The sequence below is a fragment of the Bacillus sp. SIMBA_026 genome, from assembly GCF_046535335.1.
Classification (GTDB): Bacteria; Bacillota; Bacilli; order Bacillales; family Bacillaceae; genus Bacillus; species Bacillus velezensis.
This window is the reverse complement of the sequence record NZ_JAWRWX010000002.1, coordinates 894,881-918,916: the sequence shown is the minus strand read 5'-3', so window position 1 is coordinate 918,916 and position 24,036 is coordinate 894,881. Positions and strand designations below refer to the sequence as shown.

The window sequence follows — 24,036 nt, the reverse complement described above, 5'->3', positions numbered from 1 at the left end:
ATCAGAAGGAGTGGCGATCAATGAATTTACGTATAGGTGTTATCGGAACCGGTGCTATCGGAAAAGAACACATCAACCGCATCACAAATAAGCTGTCGGGTGCGGAAATTACCGCTGTCACAGATGTGAATCAGGAGGCCGCGCAGCAGACCGTTCAGGATTTCAATTTGAACGCCTCCGTTTATCCTGATGACGACAGCCTCCTCGCTGCTGAAAATGTGGATGCCGTCTTAGTGACAAGCTGGGGCCCGGCTCACGAGTCCAGCGTTTTGAAAGCGATTCAGCACGGCAAGCACGTGTTTTGTGAAAAGCCGCTTGCGACAACGGCAGAAGGCTGTATGCGCATTGTCGAGGAAGAAATGAAGACGGGAAAACGATTGGTGCAGGTAGGTTTCATGCGCAGGTATGACAGCGGTTACGTTCAGCTGAAAGAAGCGATTGACAACCGCGTGGTCGGCGAGCCGCTGATGATTCACTGTGCGCACCGCAACCCGACAGTCGCATCGAATTATTCAACGGACATGGCCGTCGTCGATACGCTCGTTCATGAAATTGATGTCCTCCACTGGCTCGTCAATGACGACTATGAATCCGTACAGGTCATCTATCCGAAGAAATCAAAAAATGCGCTGCCGCATCTGAAAGATCCGCAGATGGTCATCATCGAAACAAAAGGCGGCATCGTCATCAATGCCGAAATCTACGTGAACTGTAAATACGGCTATGACATTCAATGTGAGATCGTCGGGGAAGACGGCGTTATCAAGCTTCCGGAACCGTCAAGCATCAGCTTGAGAAAAGAAGGGACATTCAGCACCGATATCCTGATGGACTGGCAGCGCCGATTTGTGGCTGCGTATGATGTGGAAATTCAAGACTTCATTGATTCGATCCGGAATAAAGGCGAAGTCAGCGGTCCGACGGCATGGGACGGTTATATTGCCGCGGTGACAACTGACGCGTGCGTAAAAGCTCAGGAATCCGGCCAGAAAGAGCCAGTGGCGCTTCAAGAGAAACCGGCATTCTACCAATCATTTACGACTGTGAACAAATAATAGATCGGGAGTGAAAGAAATGAAACTGGCCTTAGATCCATCCATGTATCGCGATGATTTAACTTTGGAGGAAACGGTCTATAAAACGGCGGAACTCGGATACGAATATATCGAACTGTCCCCGCGCGAGGATTTTTGTCCTTTCTATAAATATCCGAAAGTCGATTCAGCAAAAATCAAACAATTGAAGCGCCTTTTAAAGGATACAGGTGTGAAGCTGTCTTCTCTTCTTCCGCTTTACCACTGGGCGGGTCCTGATGAAGACCGCCGACAGGCCGCCGTGCGCAACTGGAAACGGGCGATCGAAATTGCGGTTGAACTTGAAGTGGATTTGATGAACAGTGAATTCAGCGGTTCAAAATATGATCCGTTGACAAGTGAAGAAAAATTCATCAAATCCATGGATGAACTGCTGCCCGTCTTTGAAAAAGAAGGCGTTAAACTCAATCTGCAGGCTCATCCATACGATTTTATCGAAACGCACAAAGGCGCGATGGATATGATCCGCGCGCTCGACAAGGATTGGATCAATCTTGTCTACTCGACTGCGCATACGTTCTTCTATGATGACGGAAAAGGCGATATTGCGACCATGTTTGATGAAGCCGGCGACCGCCTCACACATGTTTTATTTGCAGATACTTTTAATCATAAAGCGGCGCACGGCCTGCGCTACATCGTCAACCCGCCTGACGCGAAAGTAACGGTTCACCAGCATTTGGACATCGGGCAAGGCGAGGTCGATTTTGAGACGATTTTCAGAAAGATGAGAGAGATGAAATTCGACGGAATCGCGACGAACGCCGTTTTTGCTTGGGTCGGCGAAAGAGCGGATGAATCAAGCCGGACCACGCTTAAGAAATTAAAGGAAGAACTGGGTATGGCATAAGCTGAGTATGGAGTTCGGCGGAGCGGGGCAAACAAGCCCTCCAGCCGGACTCCCTTCATATCGAAAACGCGGATGGGAGAGGCTGACATGAAACTTTGCTTTAATGAAGCGACTACGCTGGAGAATTCAAACCTGAAACAGGATTTAGAACTGTGCGAAAAGCACGGCTATGATTATATTGAAATCCGCACAATGGATAAGCTGCCGGAATACTTAAAAGACCATTCACTGGCCGATCTGGCGGAATATTTTCAAACACACCACATTAAACCGCTTGCCCTGAACGCACTGGTTTTCTTTAACAACCGTGATGAGAAGGGCTATAGGGAGATCATTTCGGAATTCAAAAGCATGATGGAAACCTGCAGGACGCTCGGCGTGAAATATGTGGTGGCCGTGCCGCTTGTGACAGAGCAGAAGATTGTAAAAGAAGAGATCAAAAAGAGCAGTGTAGAGGTGCTGACTGAGCTTTCAGATATCGCGGAGCCGTACGGCGTAAAAATCGCGCTTGAATTTGTCGGCCACCCGCAATGTACGGTCAATACATTTGAACAGGCGTATGACATCGTGAACGCTGTCGGCCGCGATAATGTCGGACTGGTGTTTGACAGCTTCCATTTCCACGCGATGGGCTCCAATATTGAGAGCTTGAAGCAGGCGGACGGAAAGAAAATTTTCATCTATCATATCGACGATACAGAAGACTTCCCGATCGGCTTTTTAACGGATGAAGACCGCGTCTGGCCTGGACAGGGTGCGATTGACTTAGACGCCCATCTGTCAGCGTTAAAAGAAATCGGATTCAATGATGTTGTCTCCGTAGAGCTGTTCAGACCTGAATATTATAAGCTGACTGCGGAGGAAACAATCAAAACGGCAAAGGAAACAACGAAAGCCGTCGTATCAAAATACTTCATGAAGGAGGCGTGAACATGGCTTTTGTCACCATGAAACATCTTCTTGCAGAAGCGAAACGGGAGCATTATGCAGTCGGCCAATTTAATATCAACGGCCTCCAATGGACGAAGGCGATTCTGCAGGCGGCGCAAAAGGAGCAATCGCCGGTCATCGCCGCGGCTTCCGATCGTCTGGTCGACTATTTAGGCGGATTTAAAACGATTTCCGCCATGGTCGGCGCGTTAATGGAAGAAATGGCGATTACCGTTCCCGTCGTGCTCCATCTTGATCACGGAAGCAGGGCGGAACGCTGCAGACAGGCCATTGACGCCGGATTCAGCTCAGTGATGATTGACGGCTCCCATCATCCGATTGATGAGAACATCGCGATGACAAAAGAAGTCGCCGATTATGCCGCAAAACACGGCGTGTCAGTAGAAGCAGAAGTCGGCACGGTCGGCGGCATGGAAGACGGGCTGGTCGGCGGGGTCCGCTATGCCGATATCACTGAATGTGAGCGGATCGTCAAAGAAACCAATATCGATGCGCTGGCCGCCGCCCTCGGCTCCGTCCACGGCAAATATCAAGGTGAACCGAATCTCGGGTTTAAAGAAATGGAGGCTATCTCCCGCATGACTGATATTCCTCTCGTTCTTCACGGAGCATCCGGGATTCCTCAGGATCAGATCAAAAAAGCCATCACCCTCGGCCACGCGAAGATCAATATCAATACGGAATGTATGGCAGCCTGGACAGACGAAACACGCCGCATGTTTCAGAAAAACAGCGATCTGTACGAACCGCGCGGCTACATGACACCCGGCATTGAAGCCGTGGAAGAGACGGTGCGAAGCAAAATGAGAGAGTTCGGATCAGCCGGTAAAGCCGTAAAGGAGCAGGTCGGCTGATGAAAAAGCACTCACAACATCGTGAGTGCTTTCGTCTTTCCGTTTATTTCCTTCTCGCGTTTCACCAAAGTATCACAATCAAATCAACCTGTTCATCTTTACAGGCCCTTTCAATCCAAGCGAATTGTATACAGCTTGCCCCCTCGTTTACTATAGTTATGAAAACTAGAATTCGTTATTATCCTTTTCTTTATCGATGACGTCGGTAACTTTCTTTTTTGTTAAAATAATCTATAAGTCATGTATCTTTGTCTTTCGCAGTGATTTCATTATTACCTTGTCTCGAATTCTCATAAGTTTATACCGCATATACCCTACGTAAGGTCTCGTTTAGTAAAATTTCTTATTCCGTAAACCAGGAGACCGAGACATGTTATTACCATAATTGAGTAAAATAGGAAGTTTGATTGAATCGGTGATTCATCTTCGGGTGACATTGCTAACATAGGCTGTGTCCATGGATATACTTGACCTAATGGTGTACTGGCAATAATAATGGCCGGTAATGTAAAAACAATGCTAACAGCGAGTGGTATGCCAAATGTTTTAGACCTGATTGAAACAATAAGCTGCAATAAAATTAATGGTAAACAAGCTAAGATCCCTCTAATTCCATAACCTAGAATTGTAAGTAAAGGAAGAGTCCCGCTTATGCCTAACATATAACCGAATCCAATAAATAAGAGGATTAAAATGAACATACTAATGAATATCATGCGGACCACTGTCAGAAACTTTCCCAGAAAGATATCTGAGTGTTTGACTGGTAAGGCTAGAAGCTGTTTCCAACCGCCTCCTACATGTTCCCCCCTGCAAACAAGGGCGGCGAAAATTCCCACTACGATAGGCAATACAAAAGGGCCCATAAATAAGGCAACTTGTGTCCAAGCCTCTACCCAGGGATTGTCTCCAGGATTCATAAAAAGGTTATAGTTTTTAATAAAGTTAGTGTATGCCAGGGATACACCTAACAAAGGCCCTAATAAATAGATGATCCATAACTTTGATCGCTTAAGCTTTAAACGTTCTACAAATAAAATGTTTTTCAAGTATTTCGCCTCCTTTTTACAAAGCATCCCGTTTAGCAAAATGAATAGAGCCTAGAAATAATATAATTATCCCTAAGAAAAGGCTAATGCAAAGGTAAGATGAAAGATCTGGGTTATATCCTATCCCTTCATACTGCAGAATGACTGTCGAAGATTGACTAGGATAAGCAAGCGGAAACCATCTCGTTGATTGAGCAGCTGCCAAAAACAAACCCATTATAGATGATACTGATCCTACAAGAATTGAGAATGCCTGGTTGCTAAACACCATAGATAACCATATCTGGAATGCCATTATAGGCAGTACTGTAACTAACATGCTGTAACTATCTCCAAACAAAAGTCCCCAAGGTACACTACCTTCGAATCCTACCAGTTTGCCCAGCAGTACCATGCCGAGCAAGAAGATTGTTGACGAAATAAATAAACTGACTACTAAGCAAATAAATTTGCTTACATAAATTCGCATTCTAGATACGGGAAAAGAAAGGGTTTGCTTCCATCCGTTTGCTTGATGCTCTATATTTGCTATTATTGACGCAGAAAGTGTGGCGGCTAATGGAAAACCCAGACCAAATAACAAACTGTTATCATACAGTAAATACATCCACATTGATCCAGCATGGAACATTTCAGCTTGTTTTTCCACGTATTCAGATCGATAAGTAAGATTTACCAACTCATATGCTATAATGAGTAAGGGAACCAATAAGACTACAATCAATAACGACGAACGTTTCAGTTTTAATTGATCTGCCCATAATAACTTTTTCATAGACTTCCCTCTGTACCAGTTAATTCTAAAAAAATATCCTCAAGCGATCGTGTCTTTTCTTCAAGTCGAAATACAGACAGCCCTGAATGAAGAAGTATGGAATTGATTTCTGAAACAAATTCCGGTTCTGTTTGAGACAGCCACAAATAATTTTTTTGTAAATCAACCTTTAATCCTTTCCTGTTTAATATTGTTTTTGCTTCGATTACGTCACTAACACCGACTTTTAATAGTGGTTTTCGTTTTTGATGTAAACTTGCAATCGAGTCCTGAAAAATCATCCTTCCATTGTTGATAATTCCCACTTGAGTAGCCATTTGATCTATTTCACTCAATAAGTGGCTGGATACAATAACACTCATTCCCGATTTAGGCAATTCTTTAATTAGCTCTCTTATTTCTTGGATACCGGATGGATCTAAACCGTTTGTCGGTTCATCCAGAATTAATAAATCAGGACTGCTTAACAGGGCAACTGCAATTCCCAAACGTTGTTTCATTCCAAGGGAATACTCCTTAGTCAGTCGATTTGCTACTTTAGATAACCTTACAGTTTCCAATACTTCATTGACCCGTTGTTCCGGAAGTCCTCGTAACCTCCTAACAGCTTCTAAGTTTTCGTAACCTGTTAAATTTCCATAATAAGTTGGAGATTCTACCAGTGACCCGATTCTTTGCAATATCTGCAAACGATTCTTGTTTAGGTTTTGGCCAAAGATTTCAATGTTTCCTTTTGTTGGTTTAATTAAACCTAATAACATTCGGATGGTTGTTGTTTTACCAGCACCATTCGGTCCAAGAAAACCATAAATTTCGCCGCGCCTCATCCTTAAGTTTAATCCATCAACTGAAGTATGCTTTTTATACTTTTTAGTTAGATCGTGTGTTACCACTATTTGATCATTCATTTGTCTCTCACCTCACTTTTATCATAAGCGATGTTCTTTAAACACAAACGAAACTCTTCCTAAACATTCACTTAACGACATCCATGGTTTATTGACTGCATATAGTAAAATTGATTATTTGATAAGAATATTCTGAAATCTAAACAAAAGCTAAATTCTTTCCTTTTCCAACTCTTATGTATTCGATTTCATTTAAAATGAGAAAAAAAGGAGGGTAACTTATGACGTTAGAAGAGAACAAAATCCTCATGGTGGATGATGACGAACATATCTTAAACTTATTAATAACTTGCTTTGAAAAGGAAGGTTTCAGCAATATTTCCACAGCTATGACAGGGAGCGAAACCCTTCTGAAAATCGATCAGGAACTTCCAAATATTATTTTGTTAGATGTCATGCTTCCGGACACTGATGGCTTCACCTTATGCAGCAAAATACGCTCCCATACAAATGTGCCGATACTCTTCTTAACAGCAAAAACAACAGATTTAGATAAATTGCAAGGGTTTAGTTTTGGGGGAGATGACTATATTACTAAACCATTTAATCCACTGGAAATTGTAGCTCGTGTAAAAGCCCAATTAAAGAGAACGACTCAGATCTCTTCTTCTTACCATCTAAAACAGGTATACGATTATGAACATTTTAAAATAGATCCCAATACCGGAAGACTTGTTGTTAACGGGACAAGAATCGATTGCCCTGCTCAGGAAATGAAACTTCTGATTTATTTCTGTGAACATCCCAATCAAATTTTAAGTAAACACCAAATTTATAAAGATGTGTGGGGGGAGTTTTACGGCGGAGATAGTACTGTAATGGTACATGTAAGACGATTACGTGAAAAATTAGAAGAAGACCCGAGCAGACCAAGATGGATTAAAACGGTTCGAGGACAGGGCTATATATTTGAAGCAGAGCCTATAGATGAGGATTTATTTTGAAGCTGAGAAATAGGATAGCATTTTACTTCGTATCGAGACTTTTTTTACTCATGTTTATTTGGGGGCTGCTCATTGTGGGCAGTATCATATTTTTCAGCCTCGTCTTGGGTCAGAATAAAATGGAAACGCCGCACTTATCCTTAAAAAAAATTGTTGGCCAAACAGTTGTTGCAGATAAACAATTTTCAATAAATACGAAAGCAAAAGAAGATTTATTAGAGAACCGAATGTGGATTCAAATTTTAGATGAACAAGGAGATGAGGTTTTTTCTTTTAATAAACCTAAAAATATACCTAAGCATTATATTCTTGGAGAGTTAATATCAGATTACATGTATCCTGCCAAAAAAGGTTATCAATTATCTACGTGGTACGAAACGAAAAACAATCAGGATTTAACATGGGTATTGGGAAAGCCGATGGAAAAAAATAACCCTTTTTTCTATTGGGTGAATAACTTGTGGATAGTTTCTATTATTATGGCAGGGATTGTAATTGCAATATTTTACGGAAAAAAACTAGGTGCTCCCCTGCTGTTTATTGTATCTTGGATTGAGAATTTGTCTAAAGAAAAATATGAAGAACCTTATGATTGGAAGTTTCATTCAAGCAAATATAGACATAATAAATCTGGATATAAGACCTATCAAGAATTAATGCAGGCTCTGTCTGAACTTACCTCAACGCTTCAAAGGAATAAGGCTGAGCGAGAATTATTGGAAAAGACACGAGAAGAGTGGATGGCCGGTGTCTCACATGATTTGAAAACCCCTCTTTCGGTTATTAAGGGATATACGGTTCTTTTATCTTCAAATGAATATGAGTGGGAAAATCAGCAAGTGCGTGATTTTTCCTTAATAATGGAAGAACGTGTCGAATATATGGAAAAGCTGATTGAAGATTTCAACTTAACTTTTCAATTGAAAAATGAGTCGCTTCCAATCGATCTTGAAGAAAAAAACGTAGTGAAAGTAATTCATGACACTTTAGAAAAAATGAAGTTGCTACCGGAGTCAGAAAATAAGAGATTCGCTATAGAATCCAGTCACAATAAGATACTTTTTAATATAGATGAAAGGTACCTAAAGCGCGCAGTTGAAAACTTGATTGCTAATTGTATTAAACATAATCCTCCGGGCACTAAAATAAAGGTCATATTATATCAGGACGTGTTACATGACAATGAAATACAAATTATAATAGAAGACGATGGGATAGGAATGGACGAAGAGACGGTTGAATGTTTATTTGATCGGTATTTCAGAGGGACAAGCGCTTCGTCAAATAACTCAGGGACTGGATTAGGAATGGCTATTGCTCAACAAATTATCAAGGCACATGGGGGAAATATTGATATATATAGTCAGCCGGGAATTGGCACAAGATTTAAAATTACCTTTCCGAGTCCGCCATCTAAGTATAACAATGTCAATTAGAAATAATCGATCTTACATTGAGAAAGGGAGAAGCGGGTCTTTTATAAAGGCCCGCTTTCTCATGTTGCAGAGAACCGATGAAAGCATTATGATGGGGGCATCAAATAATGAGGGCTCCGAAAAGCCGTATCCTTTTGGAGGATGGTTGCATGAATAAAATCATGATTGTGGAAGACAGTGAAGACATTCGCGGACTATTGCAGAATTACCTTGAAAAATACGGATATCAAACCGTGGCCGCCGCGGATTTCACGGCTGTTCTTGATGTTTTTTTGCGGGAAAAGCCTGATGTGGTGCTGCTTGATATCAATCTGCCGTCTTATGACGGCTATTATTGGTGCCGCCAGATCCGCCAGCATTCTACAAGCCCGATCATTTTCATCTCAGCCAGAAGCGGGGAAATGGATCAGGTGATGGCGATTGAAAACGGCGGAGATGATTATATCGAAAAACCGTTTTCTTATGATATTGTGCTGGCGAAAATCAAAAGCCAGATCCGCAGGGCATACGGAGAGTACGCAGCCAAGCAGGGAGAGAAAGTGGTTGAATATGCCGGTGTGCAGCTCTTTGTGGAACGGTTTGAACTGCGTTTTCAGGACGAAAAAAGCGAGCTTTCTAAAAAAGAAAGTAAGCTCTTGGAAGTGCTGCTTGAGCGGGGAGAAAAGGTGACGAGTCGGGACCGTCTCATGGAAAAGACGTGGGACACCGACATATTCATCGATGATAATACACTTAACGTGTATATCACGCGGCTCAGAAAAAAACTGCGGGAGCTGAATGCGCCTGTTTCTATTGAAGCGGTGCGGGGCGAAGGCTACCAGCTGAGGGCGCTGTCATGAAGCTGTTTCTCCGGTCTCATGCCGTTCTGATTCTGCTTTTTCTCCTTCAAGGGCTGTTTGTCTTCTTTTATTACTGGTTTGCGGGTCTTCATTCTTTTTCTCACCTGTTTTACATATTGGGCGTGCAGCTTCTTATTTTAGCGGGGTATCTTGCCTATCGCTGGTACAAAGACCGCGGCGTGTATCATTGGCTCAGCTCGGAGCAGGAAGGGACGGACATCCCGTATCTCGGTTCTTCAGTGTTTTGTTCAGAGCTTTATGAAAAGCAGATGGAGCTGACCCGGCTGCAGCACCAGAAGCTCCATGAGACTGAAGCCAAACTCGACGCGCGGGTGACGTATATGAATCAATGGGTGCACCAAGTAAAGACGCCGCTGTCGGTCATTAATTTAATCATTCAAGAAGAGGATGAGCCCGTTTTTGAACAAATCAAAAAAGAAGTCCGGCAGATTGAATTCGGGCTGGAGACGCTCCTTTATTCATCCAGGCTTGACCTGTTTGAGCGGGATTTTAAAGTCGAAGCGGTTTCCTTATCAGAGCTTCTCCAATCAGTCATTCAAAGCTATAAACGATTTTTTATTCAATACCGCGTCTATCCGAAAATGGACATTCGCGATGATCATCAGATTTACACCGATGCAAAATGGCTCAAATTTGCGATCGGCCAAGTGGTCACAAATGCGGTCAAGTATTCGGCAGGCAAGAGTGACAGACTGGAGCTGTATGTCTTCCGCGATGAAGACAGGACGGTGCTTGAAGTCAAAGATTACGGTGTCGGGATTCCCTCGCAGGACATCAAGCGGGTGTTTGACCCTTATTACACCGGCGAAAACGGGCGGCGTTTCCAAGAATCTACGGGAATCGGCCTCCATCTCGTCAAAGAAATTACGGGCAAGCTCAATCATACGGTGGACATCACTTCGTCCGCCGGTGAAGGGACATCGGTCCGATTTTCATTTCTTACAAAAATGTAAGACTGCGTTAAGAAAACAACATAGCTCGTTTTGTTTCCCCTTGATAACATGGATTTACGTCAAGGGGATTTTTATGTTAAATGCCCCGGCACTACATGAAAGCAGCCCAGACCAACAAGAATAAAACCATAAGGAGGATTTTCATGGCGAATATGCTTGAAGTCAAACATATAAATAAAACCTATAAAGGACAAGTATCTTATCAAGCCTTAAAGCAAATTTCATTTTCAATAGAAGAAGGCGGGTTCACGGCGGTGATGGGGCCGTCCGGGTCCGGAAAAACAACGCTTTTGAATATCATTTCAACGATTGACCGTCCAGATTCAGGCGATATCCTGATTCACGGAGAAAACCCGCATCGCCTGAAGCGGACAAAGCTCGCTCATTTCCGCCGCAAGCAGCTCGGATTTGTGTTTCAGGATTTCAACCTTCTGGACACGCTGACAATCGGTGAAAATATCATGCTGCCGTTAACGCTTGAAAAAGAAGCGCCGTCTGTCATGGAAGAAAAACTGCACGCCATCGCGGCAAAGCTTGGTATCGAAAACCTGCTTAACAAACGGACGTTTGAAGTATCCGGAGGCCAGCGCCAGCGGGCCGCCATCGCAAGAGCGGTCATTCATAAGCCGTCACTCATTCTGGCCGATGAACCGACGGGAAACCTTGATTCCAAAGCGTCAAAAGACGTCATGGAAACGATGCAGAGCCTGAATCAGGATGATCATGTCACGGCTTTGATGGTGACCCACGATCCGGTTGCGGCAAGCTACTGCCGCCGCGTCATCTTTATAAAAGACGGCGAACTGTTTAATGAGATTTACCGCGGGGAAAACCGCCAAGTATTTTATGAACAAATTCTCGATGTGCTGTCTATGCTGGGGGGAAACGCAAATGACCTTTCTTCAGTTCGCTTATAAAAACGTCACGAGAAACAAAAGGGCCTATCTTGCATTCTTCTTGAGCAGCGCTTTTTCCGTTTTGATTTTCTTTACCTTTGCGATGTTCCTGTTTCATCCGGCATTAAAGGAAGGCTACCTGAATAACATCGCCAGAAAAGGCTTAACCGCCGCGGAATGGATGATCTTTGTTTTTTCTTTCTTATTTGTTCTGTATTCGGTTAACGCATTTTTGAAATCGAGAAATAAAGAATTCGGTATTCTGCTGATGCAGGGCATCACGCCGGTGCAGCTGAGAAAGCTCATTACGGCGGAAAACATGATCATCGGCGTCATGTCGATCGCAGCCGGGATTATCGGAGGCTTCATTTTTTCGAAAACGTTCTTTACGGTCGGCGCTTATATTTTAGAAATGGACGCGCTGCCTCTGTACATGCCTTGGAAAGCGCTCGGCATTACGGCCGGCGGATTTCTGCTTTTATTTTTCCTTTTATCGCAGTTCACGATCCTTTTTGTCAGATCAAATACGGTGATCAAATTAATAAAGGGCACTGACAAGATTAAGCCGGAGCCGAAGCCGTCCGTGCTTCTGTCCTTATTCGGCATCGCCTGTCTTTGCGGCGGGTACGGCATGGTTCTGAAAGGCAATGTCCACGGGACTGAACCGTTCATCATTTTACTGCTTACCGTTATCGGCACGTATTTCTTTTTTAGCCAAAGCAGCATCTGGATTCTGCGCGCGCTGAAGAAGTGGAAAACCTTTTATCTGCGCGGGAAAAATGTCATTTGGGTTTCTGATCTTGTTTATCGTTTAAAAGACAATGCCCGCCTGTTCTTTATCGTCAGCATTATTTCCGCGGTTGCGTTTACGGCGACGGGCGTGCTCGCGATGTACAAATCGACCGTCGGGGCGGAAGAGTCCGCTTATGAGATGGAGTATGTATCTTTCAGCAATAATCCAAAAGAACAGACTCATTTGAAAGATATTGACCATGAACTGAAAACACACGGCTTTACGTATAAGAAAGACAAAATAGATGTTTCCTATGTCCGCTATCAGGAAGGGGATACTGTTCCGCCTGTTTACATGATCAGCGAATCGGAGGCGGCGAAGTACTTCCATGTTAAGCTGAACGGCCTGAAACATGATGAGGCCGTCTATTTCCCGGGCACGTATGACCGCAATTTCAAAAACGAAGCGCCGGATCAGCTGAAGCTGCTGAACCAAAAAGGCAAGCCGTCTGACCAAAAACTGACGGTAAAAGAAGTCAAAAAACCGCTGATCTCATTGAATGCCATCATCGCGGTGAACGATCAAACCTTTGATCAGCTGAAATCACTCGGTGAGAAAGCGTCATTATACGGCTACAGCTATGATCATTGGAAAGACAGTCTTGGGATCAGCCAATCCTTGAAAAATGAGATTTACGGCAACTATATCGACGTCCATTCTGATTTTATGGCAAAAGCTGGGACGTACTATGATACGGTGCAGCTGCCGAGCCTGAGTTTATTCATCGGCCTGTTTATCGCAATCGTCTTCTTTGTCGCGGCAGCAAGTTTCTTATATTTCAGGCTGTTCACTGATTTAGATGAAGACCGGGAGCGCTACCGTTCATTGGCCAAGATCGGTCTGAGTGAGCGCGAAATGGCACAAAGCGTAACGATACAATTGGCGATTTTGTTCTTCTTCCCATTTGTCATTGCCGTCATGCATACGCTGTTTGCTTTGAGAACATTGGCCGTGGAAGGCTATTCCGATGTAGCGGGGCCGCTCAGTCTGACCATCGGAGGATTTTTCATCTTTCAGCTTCTGTTCTTCCTCGCGGTGCGGACAAGCTATTTGAAAAAAATGAACAAGTAAGGGGAGTGCACTGATGAAAAAAGCATTGGCAATCCTGGCCGTCTTGGCGGCCGCTGCCGTCATATACGGACTTCTCTTTTTTCATAATGATGTTACAGACAGATTTAATCCGTTTATTCACCAGCAAGATGTCTATGTGCAGATTGATCGAGATGGCAAACATCTTAGCCCGGGCGGTACTGAGTATACATTAGACGGATACAACGCATCCGGGAAAAAAGAAGAAGTGACCTTTTTCGCCGGGAAAGACCTTCGGAAGAACGCGTATTTGAAGGTGAAGGCGAAAGGAAAGTATGTCGAGACCTGGGAAGAAGTCAGATTTGAAGAAATGCCGGGCTCCGTACAGTCAAAATTAAAGTGAACATGAAAAACGGCACAGTGTCATGACTGTGCCGCTTTTTTTATTTTTTATTTTCTTCAGCCCGTTTGATCAGCATGTCGGTGATAATATCCATCTGTTTGCTGACGGCAATCGGGTCATACGGATAGAAGGTGTTGAAATCGTTGATAAAGACACGATTGTGTTTTACGGCATCGAGATTTTTCCAAACGGATGAATCTTTCAGACGCTCAAATGTTTTGCTTTCTCCATTCGGATTGTAATCGGTAATGAACATATAATCAGCCGCATATTGAGGGATGACCTCTTGGGAAACCTGTTTCATGGCGCCCGTTTTCATGATGTTTTTTTCAATTTTGGCCGGCGCTTTCAATCCGAGCGCGTTATAAACGGCTTGGCCGCCGCGGCCTGAATTGTCATTGAAAACCCAGATCTCGCCTTTATCCGTCGTTTCATAAAGGCCGACTGTCTCGTCTTTGCCGATCACGTTTTTGAGGCGCTTTTGATTCGCTTCGGCTTTTTTGTTGAAGTCTGCCATAAAGCTTTTGGCTTTATCCTTCGCCCCGGCAATGTCGCCGAATAGGCTGACCGTATCTTTCGTATTCTTTGCGGTGTTAAAAGGAATGACAATCGTCGGCGCGATTTTTGATAGTTTCTCGTATTGGTCTTCCTTCATCAGCACGATTAAATCAGGCTTCAGCTGCATCACTTTCTCCACATTGACGGGATTGCCGATGTCAGTAATGTTTTTCAGCTGTTTTTTGATAAACGGATTTTTGAAAGTCCATGAGCCCGCCCCGACGACATTTGCGTCAACGGACAGCAGCTCACCTGCATAAAAGTCAGTGACGATCCGTTTCGGATGTGCGGGTATGTCAATATTTCCTTTTGTTGATTCATATGTACGCATGTCTGTCTTTCCTTTGCCTGATGCCGATCCGTTGTTTTCCTTCGCGCCACTGCAAGCGCTTAATGCGAAAACAAGCAGAAGTGCCAGGCCGATCAGCCATGATTGTTTCTTCATAATGATCCCCCTATTTCGGTGATAATGATTATCATTATTAATATAGCAGGAAGACGTCATTCCGTCTATGTTTTTTATAGAAAACCTTCCTTGATTATCCATGTTATAGTAGTAAAGGAGGAATGAATGTTGATTACGAAAAGAGGGACTTGGTGGGAAGTGCTGCACAGCTGGCTGCTGCTGACTTTTGCGCCGTTTGCGCTGACCGCTTTCTTGGCCTTTTTCTATATCGGCTACCGGGCCAAGAACAAAAAATGGCTGAAATACGGACTTATCTATTTTATTATTTTAGCAATTGCTTTTGTGCTGCCGAGCACGCCGGGCGTGTATATCGTGCTGCCTTTATGGATCATCTCCATTATCCACGGGCTGAAAGTGCGGGCGGCTTATTTAATACAGCTTGATGTGTTTAAACAAAACGTCGAAGCAAGAGCGTTTGAAGCGGTAAGGCATGAGGCTGAAGCAAAATTCGGCGGAAAACCCGCTCATCGCATTGATCTGACAAAACAGAGATAAAAACAAATGACAAAGCCGGTATCTCGTGCTTTGTCATTTGCATGACCGGCCTATTGCTGGTATGAATGCTGCTGAAACGGTGTGTGATGCTGGGTTTGCGGGAATGAAGAAACATTAGCGTTTGCCATCGGTGCAGGCATGTGTCCGCTTACTTCCTGCTGAAGCTGATTGCACACATTCACGATTTGCTGGCATTTCTGAATGGCCAGTTCATGCCCCTGCAGCGCTTGCTGAATGGTATGAACGGCATGCTGTTCATGGTTAAGCATCTGCTGAAGCATTTGAATGTTTTGCTGTTCCTGCTGGAGCATTTGCTTGTACTGCTGACTGCTTTGCTGTGTCTGCTGAATGAGCTGCTGTGCTGTTTGGCGGCATTGCTGCAGCTGATTTCCGCTGTATTGGTTTTGATACATCATGAAGACCTCCTGAAGTGATTGATTTTACACATTTATCATGTGAAAGAATAGGAGAGGCATTCATGCAAGAATGGGATTCAATTATTTACCTGTTATGTACAGAGCGGAATACAAGGCTCGGGATGGCCTGTCGAGCTTTGTATTCCGGCCCTTTTTCTCAGAAGCCGCCTTCTGTAGCGTGAAAAGGAATATTGAGTCTGTTTTCGACTGCGCGCAGGCGCTGATTCAAACGGTTTAAGCGGCGGGTATGGATTTCAATGGACTGGCTCAGCCGTCTGATCTGCTCATTCATACGCGTGATTTCCCGGTTTTGGCGCTGGTCTTCTTGTGAGAGGCGGGTGAGCTCTCTCGTTTGCTCGGCGTTTTGTCTTTCAAGCTGGGCAACTCTCCGTTCTAAACCTGTCGGCTGCCGCTCTTCGGACTGAGGGGGCGCATAATAATAGCTTTCCTGCTGCTGATACGGCTCATACTCAACGCGGCTCACTTCGTATTCCTGCTGCTGAGGGAAATAGGCAGTCGGGGTATAGTACTGATATGGGTTCATTCATCATTCTCCTTATCTAGTGAAGTCTTTATACACTATGTAGTCAATTGCACAGTGCCACGGCATCCGCCTAACTTACAGACGTAAAAAAAGCTTCAAAGGAAGGTGATCATGTTGCGGAACATACGGATTTTCATCATGACGGTTCTTGTTTTCGGATGCGTCATGATAACAGGCTGCTCGCAAAAGAAAGCAGACGAACCTCCTTTTTATTACGGGACATGGGATGCGGGGCTGAAACCGGGCCCGATGGACGGGGTCAGATCTGAAACCGTCACGTTTACGAAAGACAGCGTGCTGACCAAGCAGGTCATTAAAGGCCGCGGCGAGGTTCCCATGCCCTCGGATGTGTACAAGGTGATCTCACAAAACACGGACGGAACGATCGAGATTGAATACCTCGGACATCCGCACCCCGTCAAAAGCACGTTGAAAAGAGGAAAAAACGGTACGCTCATTTGGAAGATATACGGAGAAACAAAAACAATGACAAGAATAAAAACCGGCGGGGAGGATGCACATGAGAAATAAGGCTGCCGACAGACTCGTTTTGACGGGTGTCATCGTACATATCATTCAATGGTTTTCACTGTTATGGTTATTTTTTATGCTTTTTGATCAGTTCGGGCGTTTTACCATTTACAATCCCAATGTCGTCAACGGCAGCATGCAGTCTTTTTCATTCTTTGATATGATGCGCGCTCTTCTGTTTTCCGGCACGCTGCGGAATACGCTCCTGCTGTTTTTGTTTGCGGCGATGCTCATTTACTTGTGGGTGAACGCTCTGTTTATCCTGCTGGAAATCGTTTCTTATATCATGATCAGGCGGAACAGCCGTTCATTATGGGCATACTTTCCCGCAGCGATGGGAATAAAGCTTGCCCTTCTGGACATAGCGGCCGTCCCATTCTTTGCGGCGGGGCTGATGCTCTTGAAGCAGAAAAGAGATGACAGCGGCGAACAAGCTGACAAGAGGAAAAGACGGCCCCGCATCCGGAGGCAGACCCGGTATACGAAGAGAAGGCGGAGAAACTTGTCCGTTTGATTTTTCATTGAAACGAAAAAACGATATGATGAAAGCATAAGAAGAAAAGGATATAAAGGAGATGCAGGATGTACAAGTTAATCGCAATAGATATGGACGGAACACTACTAAACGATCATCATGAAGTGACGGCTGAAGTCCGCGGGGCGCTTGATGCCGCCAAAGCGGAAGGGGTCAATATCGTCCTGTGCACGGGCCGGCCGATCGGCGGTGTGCGTCGGTATTTGGAAGAGCTGAACTTACAGGAAGAAGGCGACTTTGTGATTGCCTATAACGGCGCACTCGTCCAAAATACGTATACAAACGGTGTCGTGGCCGAGCAGTCATTAGGTTATGAGGATTTGAAGTCGCTTTACGAGCTGAGCTTACAGCTGGATACTCCGATGCATTACTTTGACACAGCCAATCTGTACACGCCGAACCGGGATATCAGTGAATACACGGTATACGAATCATACATTACGAAAGTGCCGCTTCATTTCCGCACGATCGATGAAGTGCCGAAGGATATTCTGATTCCGAAAGTCATGTTCATTGACGATCCGGACAAGCTGGAGAAAGCGATCGCTTCCATTCCGGAATCATTCAAGGAAACATACACAATGGTCAAAAGCGCGCCATTCTTCCATGAGATTCTTCACCCGAAAGTCAGTAAAGGAAACGCAGTCAAGCTGCTGGCCGAAAAACTCGGCATTGAACAGAAAGACGTCATGGCAATCGGCGATAACGGCAACGACATGTCCATGATTCAGTGGGCCGGCTGCGGTGTGGCAATGGCCAATGCCATCCCGGAAGTAAGGGAGATTGCTGATTTTGAAACGAAATCAAATAACGAACACGGCGTGGCGCATGCGATTCAGGAGCTTGTGCTGAAAAAATAGGCACCCCATCAGAGGGTGCTTTTTTACCGCGTGTTTTGGTGATATGATAAGCGGAGAGGGGAGGCGCGACATGGATCGTGAAAAACAGCAGCTCAGCATAGAAGCGGCAAAACTATATTATCAATCAGATTACAGCCAGCAGCAGATCGCCGAACGGCTTAATCTGTCACGCCCCACCGTTTCAAGGCTGCTTCAGTACGCAAAGGAAAAAGGGTATGTGCAAATTCGCGTCATGGACCCGTTTGAGGATCTGGACGAACTCGGCGCGAAGCTGGAAGAAAAATACGGGCTGCTTGAGGCGCACGTCGTCTTTTCTCCAAGTGACGATTACCAGGCCATTACACATTACTTAAGCCGCTATGGCGCAGACTATATGCATAAAACCGTAAAGGACGGCGATATACTCGGCGTAAGCTGGGGGACGACGATGTACCAGATCGCAAGCCGCATGGAGCCGAAGCAGGTAAAGAGCGTTGAAGTCGTGCAGCTGAAAGGCGGCATCAGTCATTCCAATGTCAATACGTATTCGTCAGAAACGATTCAGCTGTTCGCCGAAGCATTTCAGACCATGCCGAGGTATTTGCCGCTTCCGGTTATATTTGACAGCGCCGATGTGAAACAGATGGTCGAGCGGGACAGACATATTAAGCGGATCATTGAAATGGGCAGACAAGCCAATATCGCCCTGTTTACGGTCGGAACCGTCCGGGATGAGGCGCTGCTTTTCAGACTCGGTTATTTCCGGGAAGAAGAGAAACAATTGCTGAAAGCGCACGGGGTCGGCGATATTTGTTCGCGCTTTTTTGACGAGGAAGGCAGGATTTGCAGCAGCAGCATTAACGGCAGGACGATCGGAGTCGAGCTCAGCGACTTGAAAATGAAAGAGCGTTCGATTCTGGTGGCGGGCGGCAGCAGAAAATGCAAGGCCATTCACGGCGCCCTGAAAGGAAAGTACGCCAACGTTTTGATTACCGATCAGCATACGGCTAAAAAACTCATTTAAGAATTGTGACAATTCATGAACATAATTTCAATTACCAATTTACATATGTTCAAAATTCGGTTATTCTAAACGTATCCTAGGAAAAAGGAAGTGCATACAATGTCAATTGCAAGTCAAATAGACCATACTGCTTTGAAACCGCATACACAAAAAGCGGATATTTTACAACTGATAAAAGAAGCAAAAGAATATAAATTCGCTTCCGTTTGTGTAAACCCGACTTGGGTCAAACTCGCAGCGGAGGAACTGAAGGGTACGGGAGTTGACGTTTGCACCGTTATCGGATTTCCTCTCGGCGCAACGACATCGGAAACAAAAGCATTTGAAACGAAGGATGCCATCTCAAAAGGAGCCACTGAGGTTGATATGGTCATCAATATCGGCGCATTAAAAGACGGCGATGATGAAGCGGTTGAAGCTGATATCCGCGCGGTAGTTGAAGCAGCTGATAAAAAAGCGCTCGTCAAAGTGATCATCGAAACATGCCTTTTGACAGATGAAGAAAAAGAGCGCGCGTGCCGCTTAGCGGTATCAGCAGGCGCCGATTTCGTCAAAACGTCTACCGGTTTTTCTACAGGCGGGGCAACGGCTGAAGACATTGCTCTCATGAGAAAAACAGTCGGACCGGACATCGGGGTCAAAGCATCAGGCGGCATCAGAACAAAAGCTGATGTTGACAGCATGATCGCTGCGGGCGCGAGCCGGATCGGCGCAAGTGCGGGCGTCTCTATCGTGAGCGGCGGAGACAGCGGCAGCAGCGACTATTAATCAGCAGTGCGGAAGCTGAAAGCTTCCGCCATCCTCTTTCTTTGTTGATGCATAAAAAATTGTAAGCGAATACAAATAAAAGGAGAACACATATGAAGTATCTCATCGGAATTATCGGAATCATTGTGTTTTTAGGTCTTGCCTGGCTTGCCAGCAACGGCAAAAAAAGAATCAGAATCCGGCCGATCGCCGTCATGCTCGTGCTGCAGCTGATTCTCGGTTATATTCTCCTCAACACCGGTATCGGGAATTTTCTTGTCGGCGGTTTTGCAAAAGGATTTAACTACTTGCTGGAATATGCATCAGAAGGGATTAACTTTGTATTCGGCGGGCTTGTGAATGCGAAACAGACGACGTTCTTCATGAGCGTGCTTCTGCCGATCGTCTTTATATCCGCTTTAATCGGAATTCTGCAGCACTGGAAGGTCCTCCCCTTCATCACGAAGTATATCGGTCTTGCGTTAAGCAAGGTGAACGGAATGGGGAAAATCGAATCTTACAACGCTGTCGCATCCGCGATTTTAGGGCAATCAGAAGTCTTTATCAGTTTGAAAAAACAGCTCGGTTATCTTACTGAACAGCGCTTATATACGCTTTGCGCGTCCGCAATGTCGACGGTCTCAATGTCGATCGTCGGTTCTTACATGATGATGCTGAAGCCTGAATACGTCGTGACGGCGCTTGTGCTGAACTTATTCGGCGGATTTATCATCGCTTCTATCATCAACCCGTACACCGTCAGCAAAGAAGAGGATTTGATCGTCGTTCCTGAAGAAGAAAAGCAATCCTTTTTTGAAGTGCTCGGTGAGTATATAATGGATGGATTCAGAGTCGCCGTCGTCGTAGCGGCGATGCTGATCGGATTTGTTGCACTCATTGCCCTGGTCAACGGCGTTTTTAACGCGGTCTTCGGCATTACATTCCAGGCGCTGCTCGGATATGTATTCGCGCCGTTTGCGTTTTTAACCGGTATTCCGTGGAATGAAGCGGTGAGCGCCGGAAGCATTATGGCGACGAAAATGGTATCGAATGAATTTGTGGCGATGCAGACACTCTCATCCGGCGATTTCCATTTCAGTGCGCATACACAGGCAGTGGTATCTGTATTCCTTGTCTCATTCGCGAATTTCTCCTCTATCGGGATCATTACCGGTGCGGTGAAAGGGCTGCATGAAAAACAAGGAAACGTCGTCGCGCGGTTCGGGCTGAAGCTGCTGTACGGCGCAACGCTCGTCAGCTTCCTGACAGCGGCGATCGTCGGATTGATTCACTGAACATAAATGAAGGACAGGTGATAGATCATGAGAATGGTAGATCTTATTGTAAAAAAACAAAATGGAAAAGAACTGACAACAGAAGAAATTCAATTTTTCGTAAAAGGATACACGGACGGAAGCATCCCTGATTATCAGGCAAGCGCGCTGGCTATGGCGATTTACTTTCAGGATATGACGGATCAGGAGCGCGCCGATCTGACAATGGCGATGGTGAATTCAGGGGAAACGATTGATCTTTCCGCCATTGAAGGCATTAAGGTCGACAAGCACTCTACGGGCGGGGTCGGCGACACGACAACTCTCGTACTCGCACCGCTCGTCGCGGCGCTCGGCGTTCCCGTTGCTAAAATGTCCGGCCGCGGTCTTGGCCATACGGGGGGAACCATTGATAAGCTGGAAGCGATCGAAGGCTTCCACGTGGAATTGTCAAAAGATGAATTCATCAAGCTTGTGAACCGCGACAAAGTAGCCGTCATCGGACAAAGCGGCAATTTGACGCCTGCCGATAAAAAGCTGTATGCGCTGCGTGATGTAACAGGTACGGTGAACTCCATCCCGCTGATCGCAAGCTCAATTATGAGTAAAAAAATCGCCGCCGGAGCAGATGCCATCGTGCTTGACGTCAAAACGGGAGCCGGCGCGTTTATGAAAACGGATGAAGACGCCGTGAACCTCGCCAAAGCAATGGTCCGCATCGGAAACAACGTCGGCCGCCAGACGATGGCCGTGATTTCTGACATGTCGCAGCCGCTCGGTTTTGCGATCGGGAATGCTCTGGAAGTACAAGAAGCCATTGATACGTTAAGAGGGGAAGGGCCTGAAGACTTAAACGAACTCGTCCTCACGCTCGGCAGCCAAATGGTCGTATTGGCGAAAAAAGCTGAGACATTGGAAGAAGCGAGAACAAAGCTTCAGGAAGTCATGAAAAACGGCAAAGCGCTTGAAAAGTTCAAAGAGTTCCTGAGCAATCAGGGAGGAGACGCTTCCGTTGTTGACGATCCGTCCAAACTTCCGCAGGCGGCGTACAAAATTGACGTTCCGGCGAAAGAAGCGGGTGTCGTTTCAGAAATCGTCGCCGACGAAATCGGCGTCGCAGCGATGCTGTTAGGCGCGGGACGTGCGACAAAAGAGGACGAAATCGATCTTGCCGTCGGCATTATGCTCCGCAAAAAAGTCGGTGACAACGTCGAAAAAGGCGAGCCGCTCGTCACCCTTTACGCCAACCGCGAAAACGTTGACGACGTGACTGCCAAAGTCTATGACAACATCCGCATCTCAGAAAAAGCGGAAGCGCCGAAACTGATTCATACGCTGATTACGGAATAAGGGAAGTAAGGCACATACCTCATCAGTATGTGCCTTTTTTTATGGCATGGTTTTATCCAAATGAATGTCACGGACGGATTGTTTCGGCTGTTTCTTTCTCAAAAAACGAATGAGATAGCACAGGATCATACAAGGAATTCCGCAGAAGAGGGCGATTCTTTGATTGGGATCAAATGCAAGGCCTACGCATGAAGCGAAACATAAGATCACAGCGGCGATCGGAACGAGAGGGTATAACGGTGTTCGGAAGGTCAGATCCGAGACGCGTCCGCCGTTTTTCATATAATGTTTTCGAAATAACAGCTGAGAAAGGGCGATGCTCATCCACACCACGACGCCGGCAAATCCGGCTATTGCCACGAGCACCACGTAGACCGTGCCCGGGGCGGCGATGCTTGAGATCAAGGATATGCAGGAAACGGCCATGCTGGCGAGCAGGGCATTCAGCGGAATGCCTTTCGGCGTGACTTTTTTGAACCGGGCGCTGATCATGTTTTCATTCGCCAGAGACCACAGCATCCGGGTGGAAGCATACAGTCCGGAGTTGGCGACCGAAAGCAAAGCCGTTAAAATCACGAAGTTCATGATATCTGCGGCGTATGGGATACCGATTTGGGAAAAGACCGCGACAAACGGACTTTCAATCACACCGGCTTCCTTCCAGGAGATCAGTCCGGACAGCACAAAAATGGCGCCGATAAAAAAGATAACCGTTCTCCAGGCGACATTTCGGATCGAACGCGGAATATCTTTTGCCGGATTGGCGGTTTCACCCGCCGTAATTCCGATCAGCTCTGTCCCTGAAAAGGCGAAGCTTACGGAAATCATTGCGATGAAAACCGCAAGAAAGCCGTTCGGAAACAGTCCGCCGTGTGAGGTGAAATTCGACAGCATTGGAGCTTCACCCGAACCGTGCAATGAAATCAAACCGAACATCGCGGCGCCGCCTAAGATGATAAATAAAAGGATGGTAACGATTTTGACGCTGGAAAACCAAAACTCTGTTTCTGCAAACAATTTAACGGAGAATGCATTGGCGGCAAAAAGGAGAGCCGCGAAAATCGCGCTCCACATCCAGACGCTGCTGTGGGGAAACCAGCGCTGCATGAGGATACCGGAAGCTGTAAACTCCGATCCTACCGTCACCACCCAATTCACCCAATACATGATACCGACCATAAAACCTGTGGACGGCCCGATAAACGTTGTCGCATACGTTTGAAATGAACCGGTCACAGGCATGGCTACTGACAATTCTCCGAGACACTGCATGACAAGATACATCATCAAGCCGCCGATCAGGTAAGCGGCGATCGTCCCGCCCGGCCCCGCCTGGCTCAATGTATACCCTGTGCTCAAAAACAGCCCCGTGCCGATGACTCCTCCCAATGAAATCATAAATAAGTGCCTGCTTTTCATCGTGCGCTTTAGTTGATTGCCGCCTTGATCAACATCCATCGTG

At 45.7% G+C, this 24,036-nt stretch carries 26 protein-coding genes; 19 read left to right on the top strand and 7 right to left on the bottom strand.

Translation table 11 applies throughout. The annotated features are described in order from the left end of the window. Positions 1-20 precede the first annotated feature (20 nt). From iolG to iolJ, 4 genes are all read left to right on the top strand, one after another. Positions 21-1,055 carry a bifunctional inositol 2-dehydrogenase/D-chiro-inositol 1-dehydrogenase gene (gene iolG, locus SB847_RS15460; RefSeq protein ID WP_032875537.1) on the top strand — a complete coding sequence of 345 codons (1,035 nt, stop codon included), beginning with the start codon at positions 21-23 and terminating at the stop codon, positions 1,053-1,055. Positions 1,056-1,074: 19 nt separating this feature from the next. Beyond that, positions 1,075-1,944 (top strand): sugar phosphate isomerase/epimerase family protein, encoded by an 870-nt coding sequence (locus tag SB847_RS15455; protein ID WP_032875540.1) that lies wholly within the window; start codon positions 1,075-1,077, stop codon positions 1,942-1,944. A gap of 87 nt (positions 1,945-2,031) precedes the next feature. After that, on the top strand, positions 2,032-2,874 hold the full coding sequence (gene iolI / locus SB847_RS15450) for a 2-keto-myo-inositol isomerase (protein ID WP_410564258.1): 843 nt from the start codon (positions 2,032-2,034) through the stop codon (positions 2,872-2,874). A 2-nt stretch (positions 2,875-2,876) separates the two neighbouring features. Beyond that, on the top strand, positions 2,877-3,749 hold the full coding sequence (iolJ, locus tag SB847_RS15445) for a 6-phospho-5-dehydro-2-deoxy-D-gluconate aldolase (RefSeq protein ID WP_410564256.1): 873 nt from the start codon (positions 2,877-2,879) through the stop codon (positions 3,747-3,749). 314 nt (positions 3,750-4,063) lie between these two features. Here the strand turns inward: iolJ and SB847_RS15440 are convergent, their stop codons facing one another. The 3 genes from SB847_RS15440 to SB847_RS15430 are packed head-to-tail and all read right to left on the bottom strand — an operon-like array spanning position 4,064 to position 6,481. Beyond that, on the bottom strand, positions 4,064-4,798 hold the full coding sequence (locus tag SB847_RS15440; protein ID WP_410564254.1) for an ABC transporter permease: 735 nt from the start codon (positions 4,796-4,798) through the stop codon (positions 4,064-4,066). 16 nt (positions 4,799-4,814) lie between these two features. Continuing rightward, positions 4,815-5,573, bottom strand: a complete 759-nt coding sequence (locus tag SB847_RS15435; RefSeq protein ID WP_007614844.1) for an ABC transporter permease — start codon at positions 5,571-5,573, stop codon at positions 4,815-4,817. Next, positions 5,570-6,481 carry an ABC transporter ATP-binding protein gene (locus tag SB847_RS15430; protein ID WP_007614842.1) on the bottom strand — a complete coding sequence of 304 codons (912 nt, stop codon included), beginning with the start codon at positions 6,479-6,481 and terminating at the stop codon, positions 5,570-5,572. The genes SB847_RS15435 and SB847_RS15430 overlap by 4 nt, the downstream gene beginning before the upstream one ends. 221 nt (positions 6,482-6,702) lie before the next feature. Between SB847_RS15430 and SB847_RS15425 the strand changes: the two genes are divergently transcribed. The 7 genes from SB847_RS15425 (at position 6,703) to SB847_RS15395 (ending at position 13,795) form a co-directional block, all read left to right on the top strand. Beyond that, positions 6,703-7,425, top strand: a complete 723-nt coding sequence (locus SB847_RS15425; protein ID WP_007614840.1) for a response regulator transcription factor — start codon at positions 6,703-6,705, stop codon at positions 7,423-7,425. After that, positions 7,422-8,861 carry a sensor histidine kinase gene (locus SB847_RS15420; protein WP_410564249.1) on the top strand — a complete coding sequence of 480 codons (1,440 nt, stop codon included), beginning with the start codon at positions 7,422-7,424 and terminating at the stop codon, positions 8,859-8,861. The genes SB847_RS15425 and SB847_RS15420 overlap by 4 nt, the downstream gene beginning before the upstream one ends. Positions 8,862-9,010: 149 nt before the next feature. Continuing rightward, on the top strand, positions 9,011-9,700 hold the full coding sequence (gene yxdJ, locus SB847_RS15415; RefSeq protein ID WP_224181354.1) for a two-component system response regulator YxdJ: 690 nt from the start codon (positions 9,011-9,013) through the stop codon (positions 9,698-9,700). Further along, complete coding sequence (gene yxdK, locus SB847_RS15410) at positions 9,697-10,674, top strand: two-component system sensor histidine kinase YxdK (RefSeq protein ID WP_410564247.1); 978 nt, start codon at positions 9,697-9,699, stop codon at positions 10,672-10,674. Before yxdJ ends, yxdK begins: the two co-directional genes overlap by 4 nt. Positions 10,675-10,817: 143 nt before the next feature. Further along, positions 10,818-11,591, top strand: coding sequence for an ABC transporter ATP-binding protein YxdL (yxdL, locus tag SB847_RS15405; protein ID WP_065522943.1), 774 nt, complete (start codon positions 10,818-10,820; stop codon positions 11,589-11,591). Next, entirely contained in the window at positions 11,566-13,434 is a 1,869-nt protein-coding gene (gene yxdM, locus SB847_RS15400) for an ABC transporter permease YxdM (RefSeq protein ID WP_410564244.1), read from the top strand. Before yxdL ends, yxdM begins: the two co-directional genes overlap by 26 nt. A gap of 13 nt (positions 13,435-13,447) precedes the next feature. Next, positions 13,448-13,795 (top strand): YxeA family protein, encoded by a 348-nt coding sequence (locus SB847_RS15395; protein WP_410564242.1) that lies wholly within the window; start codon positions 13,448-13,450, stop codon positions 13,793-13,795. A gap of 40 nt (positions 13,796-13,835) precedes the next feature. Here SB847_RS15395 and SB847_RS15390 read toward each other — a convergent pair whose 3' ends face one another. Next, the gene (locus SB847_RS15390) at positions 13,836-14,798 is read right to left on the bottom strand and encodes an iron-hydroxamate ABC transporter substrate-binding protein (RefSeq protein WP_007407825.1); all 963 of its coding nucleotides are present in this window, start codon (positions 14,796-14,798) and stop codon (positions 13,836-13,838) included. A 126-nt stretch (positions 14,799-14,924) separates the two neighbouring features. Between SB847_RS15390 and SB847_RS15385 the strand changes: the two genes are divergently transcribed. Next, positions 14,925-15,314: a hypothetical protein gene (locus SB847_RS15385; protein WP_410564240.1), complete on the top strand. Its 390-nt coding sequence runs from the start codon at positions 14,925-14,927 to the stop codon at positions 15,312-15,314. A 50-nt stretch (positions 15,315-15,364) separates the two neighbouring features. Here SB847_RS15385 and SB847_RS15380 read toward each other — a convergent pair whose 3' ends face one another. Both SB847_RS15380 and SB847_RS15375 read right to left on the bottom strand, forming a co-directional pair. Further along, complete coding sequence (locus SB847_RS15380; protein ID WP_004393264.1) at positions 15,365-15,727, bottom strand: hypothetical protein; 363 nt, start codon at positions 15,725-15,727, stop codon at positions 15,365-15,367. 160 nt (positions 15,728-15,887) lie between these two features. Next, positions 15,888-16,274, bottom strand: coding sequence for a hypothetical protein (locus SB847_RS15375; RefSeq protein ID WP_007614817.1), 387 nt, complete (start codon positions 16,272-16,274; stop codon positions 15,888-15,890). 111 nt (positions 16,275-16,385) lie between these two features. Between SB847_RS15375 and SB847_RS15370 the strand changes: the two genes are divergently transcribed. The 7 genes from SB847_RS15370 to SB847_RS15340 all read left to right on the top strand — a co-directional run bounded on the left by SB847_RS15370 (position 16,386) and on the right by SB847_RS15340 (position 22,574). Next, the gene (locus tag SB847_RS15370; protein ID WP_038464446.1) at positions 16,386-16,805 is read left to right on the top strand and encodes a lipocalin family protein; all 420 of its coding nucleotides are present in this window, start codon (positions 16,386-16,388) and stop codon (positions 16,803-16,805) included. Next, a complete protein-coding gene (locus SB847_RS15365; protein ID WP_325084525.1) occupies positions 16,795-17,319 on the top strand; it encodes a hypothetical protein in 525 nt (174 codons plus the stop codon). Before SB847_RS15370 ends, SB847_RS15365 begins: the two co-directional genes overlap by 11 nt. A 68-nt stretch (positions 17,320-17,387) precedes the next feature. Then, positions 17,388-18,200: a sugar-phosphatase gene (gene yidA, locus SB847_RS15360; protein WP_015240895.1), complete on the top strand. Its 813-nt coding sequence runs from the start codon at positions 17,388-17,390 to the stop codon at positions 18,198-18,200. Between the two features lie 70 nt (positions 18,201-18,270). Then, on the top strand, positions 18,271-19,203 hold the full coding sequence (gene deoR / locus SB847_RS15355) for a DNA-binding transcriptional repressor DeoR (protein WP_410564236.1): 933 nt from the start codon (positions 18,271-18,273) through the stop codon (positions 19,201-19,203). 99 nt (positions 19,204-19,302) lie between these two features. Next, positions 19,303-19,971, top strand: coding sequence for a deoxyribose-phosphate aldolase (gene deoC / locus SB847_RS15350; protein ID WP_004393277.1), 669 nt, complete (start codon positions 19,303-19,305; stop codon positions 19,969-19,971). A 92-nt stretch (positions 19,972-20,063) separates the two neighbouring features. After that, positions 20,064-21,245: a NupC/NupG family nucleoside CNT transporter gene (locus SB847_RS15345; RefSeq protein ID WP_004393280.1), complete on the top strand. Its 1,182-nt coding sequence runs from the start codon at positions 20,064-20,066 to the stop codon at positions 21,243-21,245. Positions 21,246-21,272: 27 nt separating this feature from the next. Then, on the top strand, positions 21,273-22,574 hold the full coding sequence (locus tag SB847_RS15340; protein WP_007614811.1) for a pyrimidine-nucleoside phosphorylase: 1,302 nt from the start codon (positions 21,273-21,275) through the stop codon (positions 22,572-22,574). A gap of 39 nt (positions 22,575-22,613) precedes the next feature. On the opposite strand, the gene SB847_RS15335 is transcribed toward SB847_RS15340, so the two are convergent. Then, positions 22,614-24,032, bottom strand: coding sequence for an amino acid permease (locus tag SB847_RS15335; protein ID WP_410564233.1), 1,419 nt, complete (start codon positions 24,030-24,032; stop codon positions 22,614-22,616). Positions 24,033-24,036: the final 4 nt, after the last annotated feature.

Bases quoted from the DNA above. Each gene is read 5' to 3' on its own strand.
- iolG (WP_032875537.1), top strand. From the start codon at position 21: ATGAATTTACGTATAGGTGTTATCGGAACCGGTGCTATCGGAAAAGAA.
- SB847_RS15455 (WP_032875540.1), top strand. From the start codon at position 1,075: ATGAAACTGGCCTTAGATCCATCCATGTATCGCGATGATTTAACTTTG.
- iolI (WP_410564258.1), top strand. From the start codon at position 2,032: ATGAAACTTTGCTTTAATGAAGCGACTACGCTGGAGAATTCAAACCTG.
- iolJ (WP_410564256.1), top strand. From the start codon at position 2,877: ATGGCTTTTGTCACCATGAAACATCTTCTTGCAGAAGCGAAACGGGAG.
- SB847_RS15435 (WP_007614844.1), bottom strand. From the start codon at position 5,573: ATGAAAAAGTTATTATGGGCAGATCAATTAAAACTGAAACGTTCGTCG.
- SB847_RS15430 (WP_007614842.1), bottom strand. From the start codon at position 6,481: ATGAATGATCAAATAGTGGTAACACACGATCTAACTAAAAAGTATAAA.
- SB847_RS15425 (WP_007614840.1), top strand. From the start codon at position 6,703: ATGACGTTAGAAGAGAACAAAATCCTCATGGTGGATGATGACGAACAT.
- yxdJ (WP_224181354.1), top strand. From the start codon at position 9,011: ATGAATAAAATCATGATTGTGGAAGACAGTGAAGACATTCGCGGACTA.
- yxdK (WP_410564247.1), top strand. From the start codon at position 9,697: ATGAAGCTGTTTCTCCGGTCTCATGCCGTTCTGATTCTGCTTTTTCTC.
- yxdL (WP_065522943.1), top strand. From the start codon at position 10,818: ATGGCGAATATGCTTGAAGTCAAACATATAAATAAAACCTATAAAGGA.
- yxdM (WP_410564244.1), top strand. From the start codon at position 11,566: ATGACCTTTCTTCAGTTCGCTTATAAAAACGTCACGAGAAACAAAAGG.
- SB847_RS15395 (WP_410564242.1), top strand. From the start codon at position 13,448: ATGAAAAAAGCATTGGCAATCCTGGCCGTCTTGGCGGCCGCTGCCGTC.
- SB847_RS15390 (WP_007407825.1), bottom strand. From the start codon at position 14,798: ATGAAGAAACAATCATGGCTGATCGGCCTGGCACTTCTGCTTGTTTTC.
- SB847_RS15385 (WP_410564240.1), top strand. From the start codon at position 14,925: ATGTTGATTACGAAAAGAGGGACTTGGTGGGAAGTGCTGCACAGCTGG.
- SB847_RS15380 (WP_004393264.1), bottom strand. From the start codon at position 15,727: ATGTATCAAAACCAATACAGCGGAAATCAGCTGCAGCAATGCCGCCAA.
- SB847_RS15375 (WP_007614817.1), bottom strand. From the start codon at position 16,274: ATGAACCCATATCAGTACTATACCCCGACTGCCTATTTCCCTCAGCAG.
- SB847_RS15370 (WP_038464446.1), top strand. From the start codon at position 16,386: ATGTTGCGGAACATACGGATTTTCATCATGACGGTTCTTGTTTTCGGA.
- SB847_RS15365 (WP_325084525.1), top strand. From the start codon at position 16,795: ATGAGAAATAAGGCTGCCGACAGACTCGTTTTGACGGGTGTCATCGTA.
- yidA (WP_015240895.1), top strand. From the start codon at position 17,388: ATGTACAAGTTAATCGCAATAGATATGGACGGAACACTACTAAACGAT.
- deoR (WP_410564236.1), top strand. From the start codon at position 18,271: ATGGATCGTGAAAAACAGCAGCTCAGCATAGAAGCGGCAAAACTATAT.
- deoC (WP_004393277.1), top strand. From the start codon at position 19,303: ATGTCAATTGCAAGTCAAATAGACCATACTGCTTTGAAACCGCATACA.
- SB847_RS15345 (WP_004393280.1), top strand. From the start codon at position 20,064: ATGAAGTATCTCATCGGAATTATCGGAATCATTGTGTTTTTAGGTCTT.
- SB847_RS15340 (WP_007614811.1), top strand. From the start codon at position 21,273: ATGAGAATGGTAGATCTTATTGTAAAAAAACAAAATGGAAAAGAACTG.
- SB847_RS15335 (WP_410564233.1), bottom strand. From the start codon at position 24,032: ATGGATGTTGATCAAGGCGGCAATCAACTAAAGCGCACGATGAAAAGC.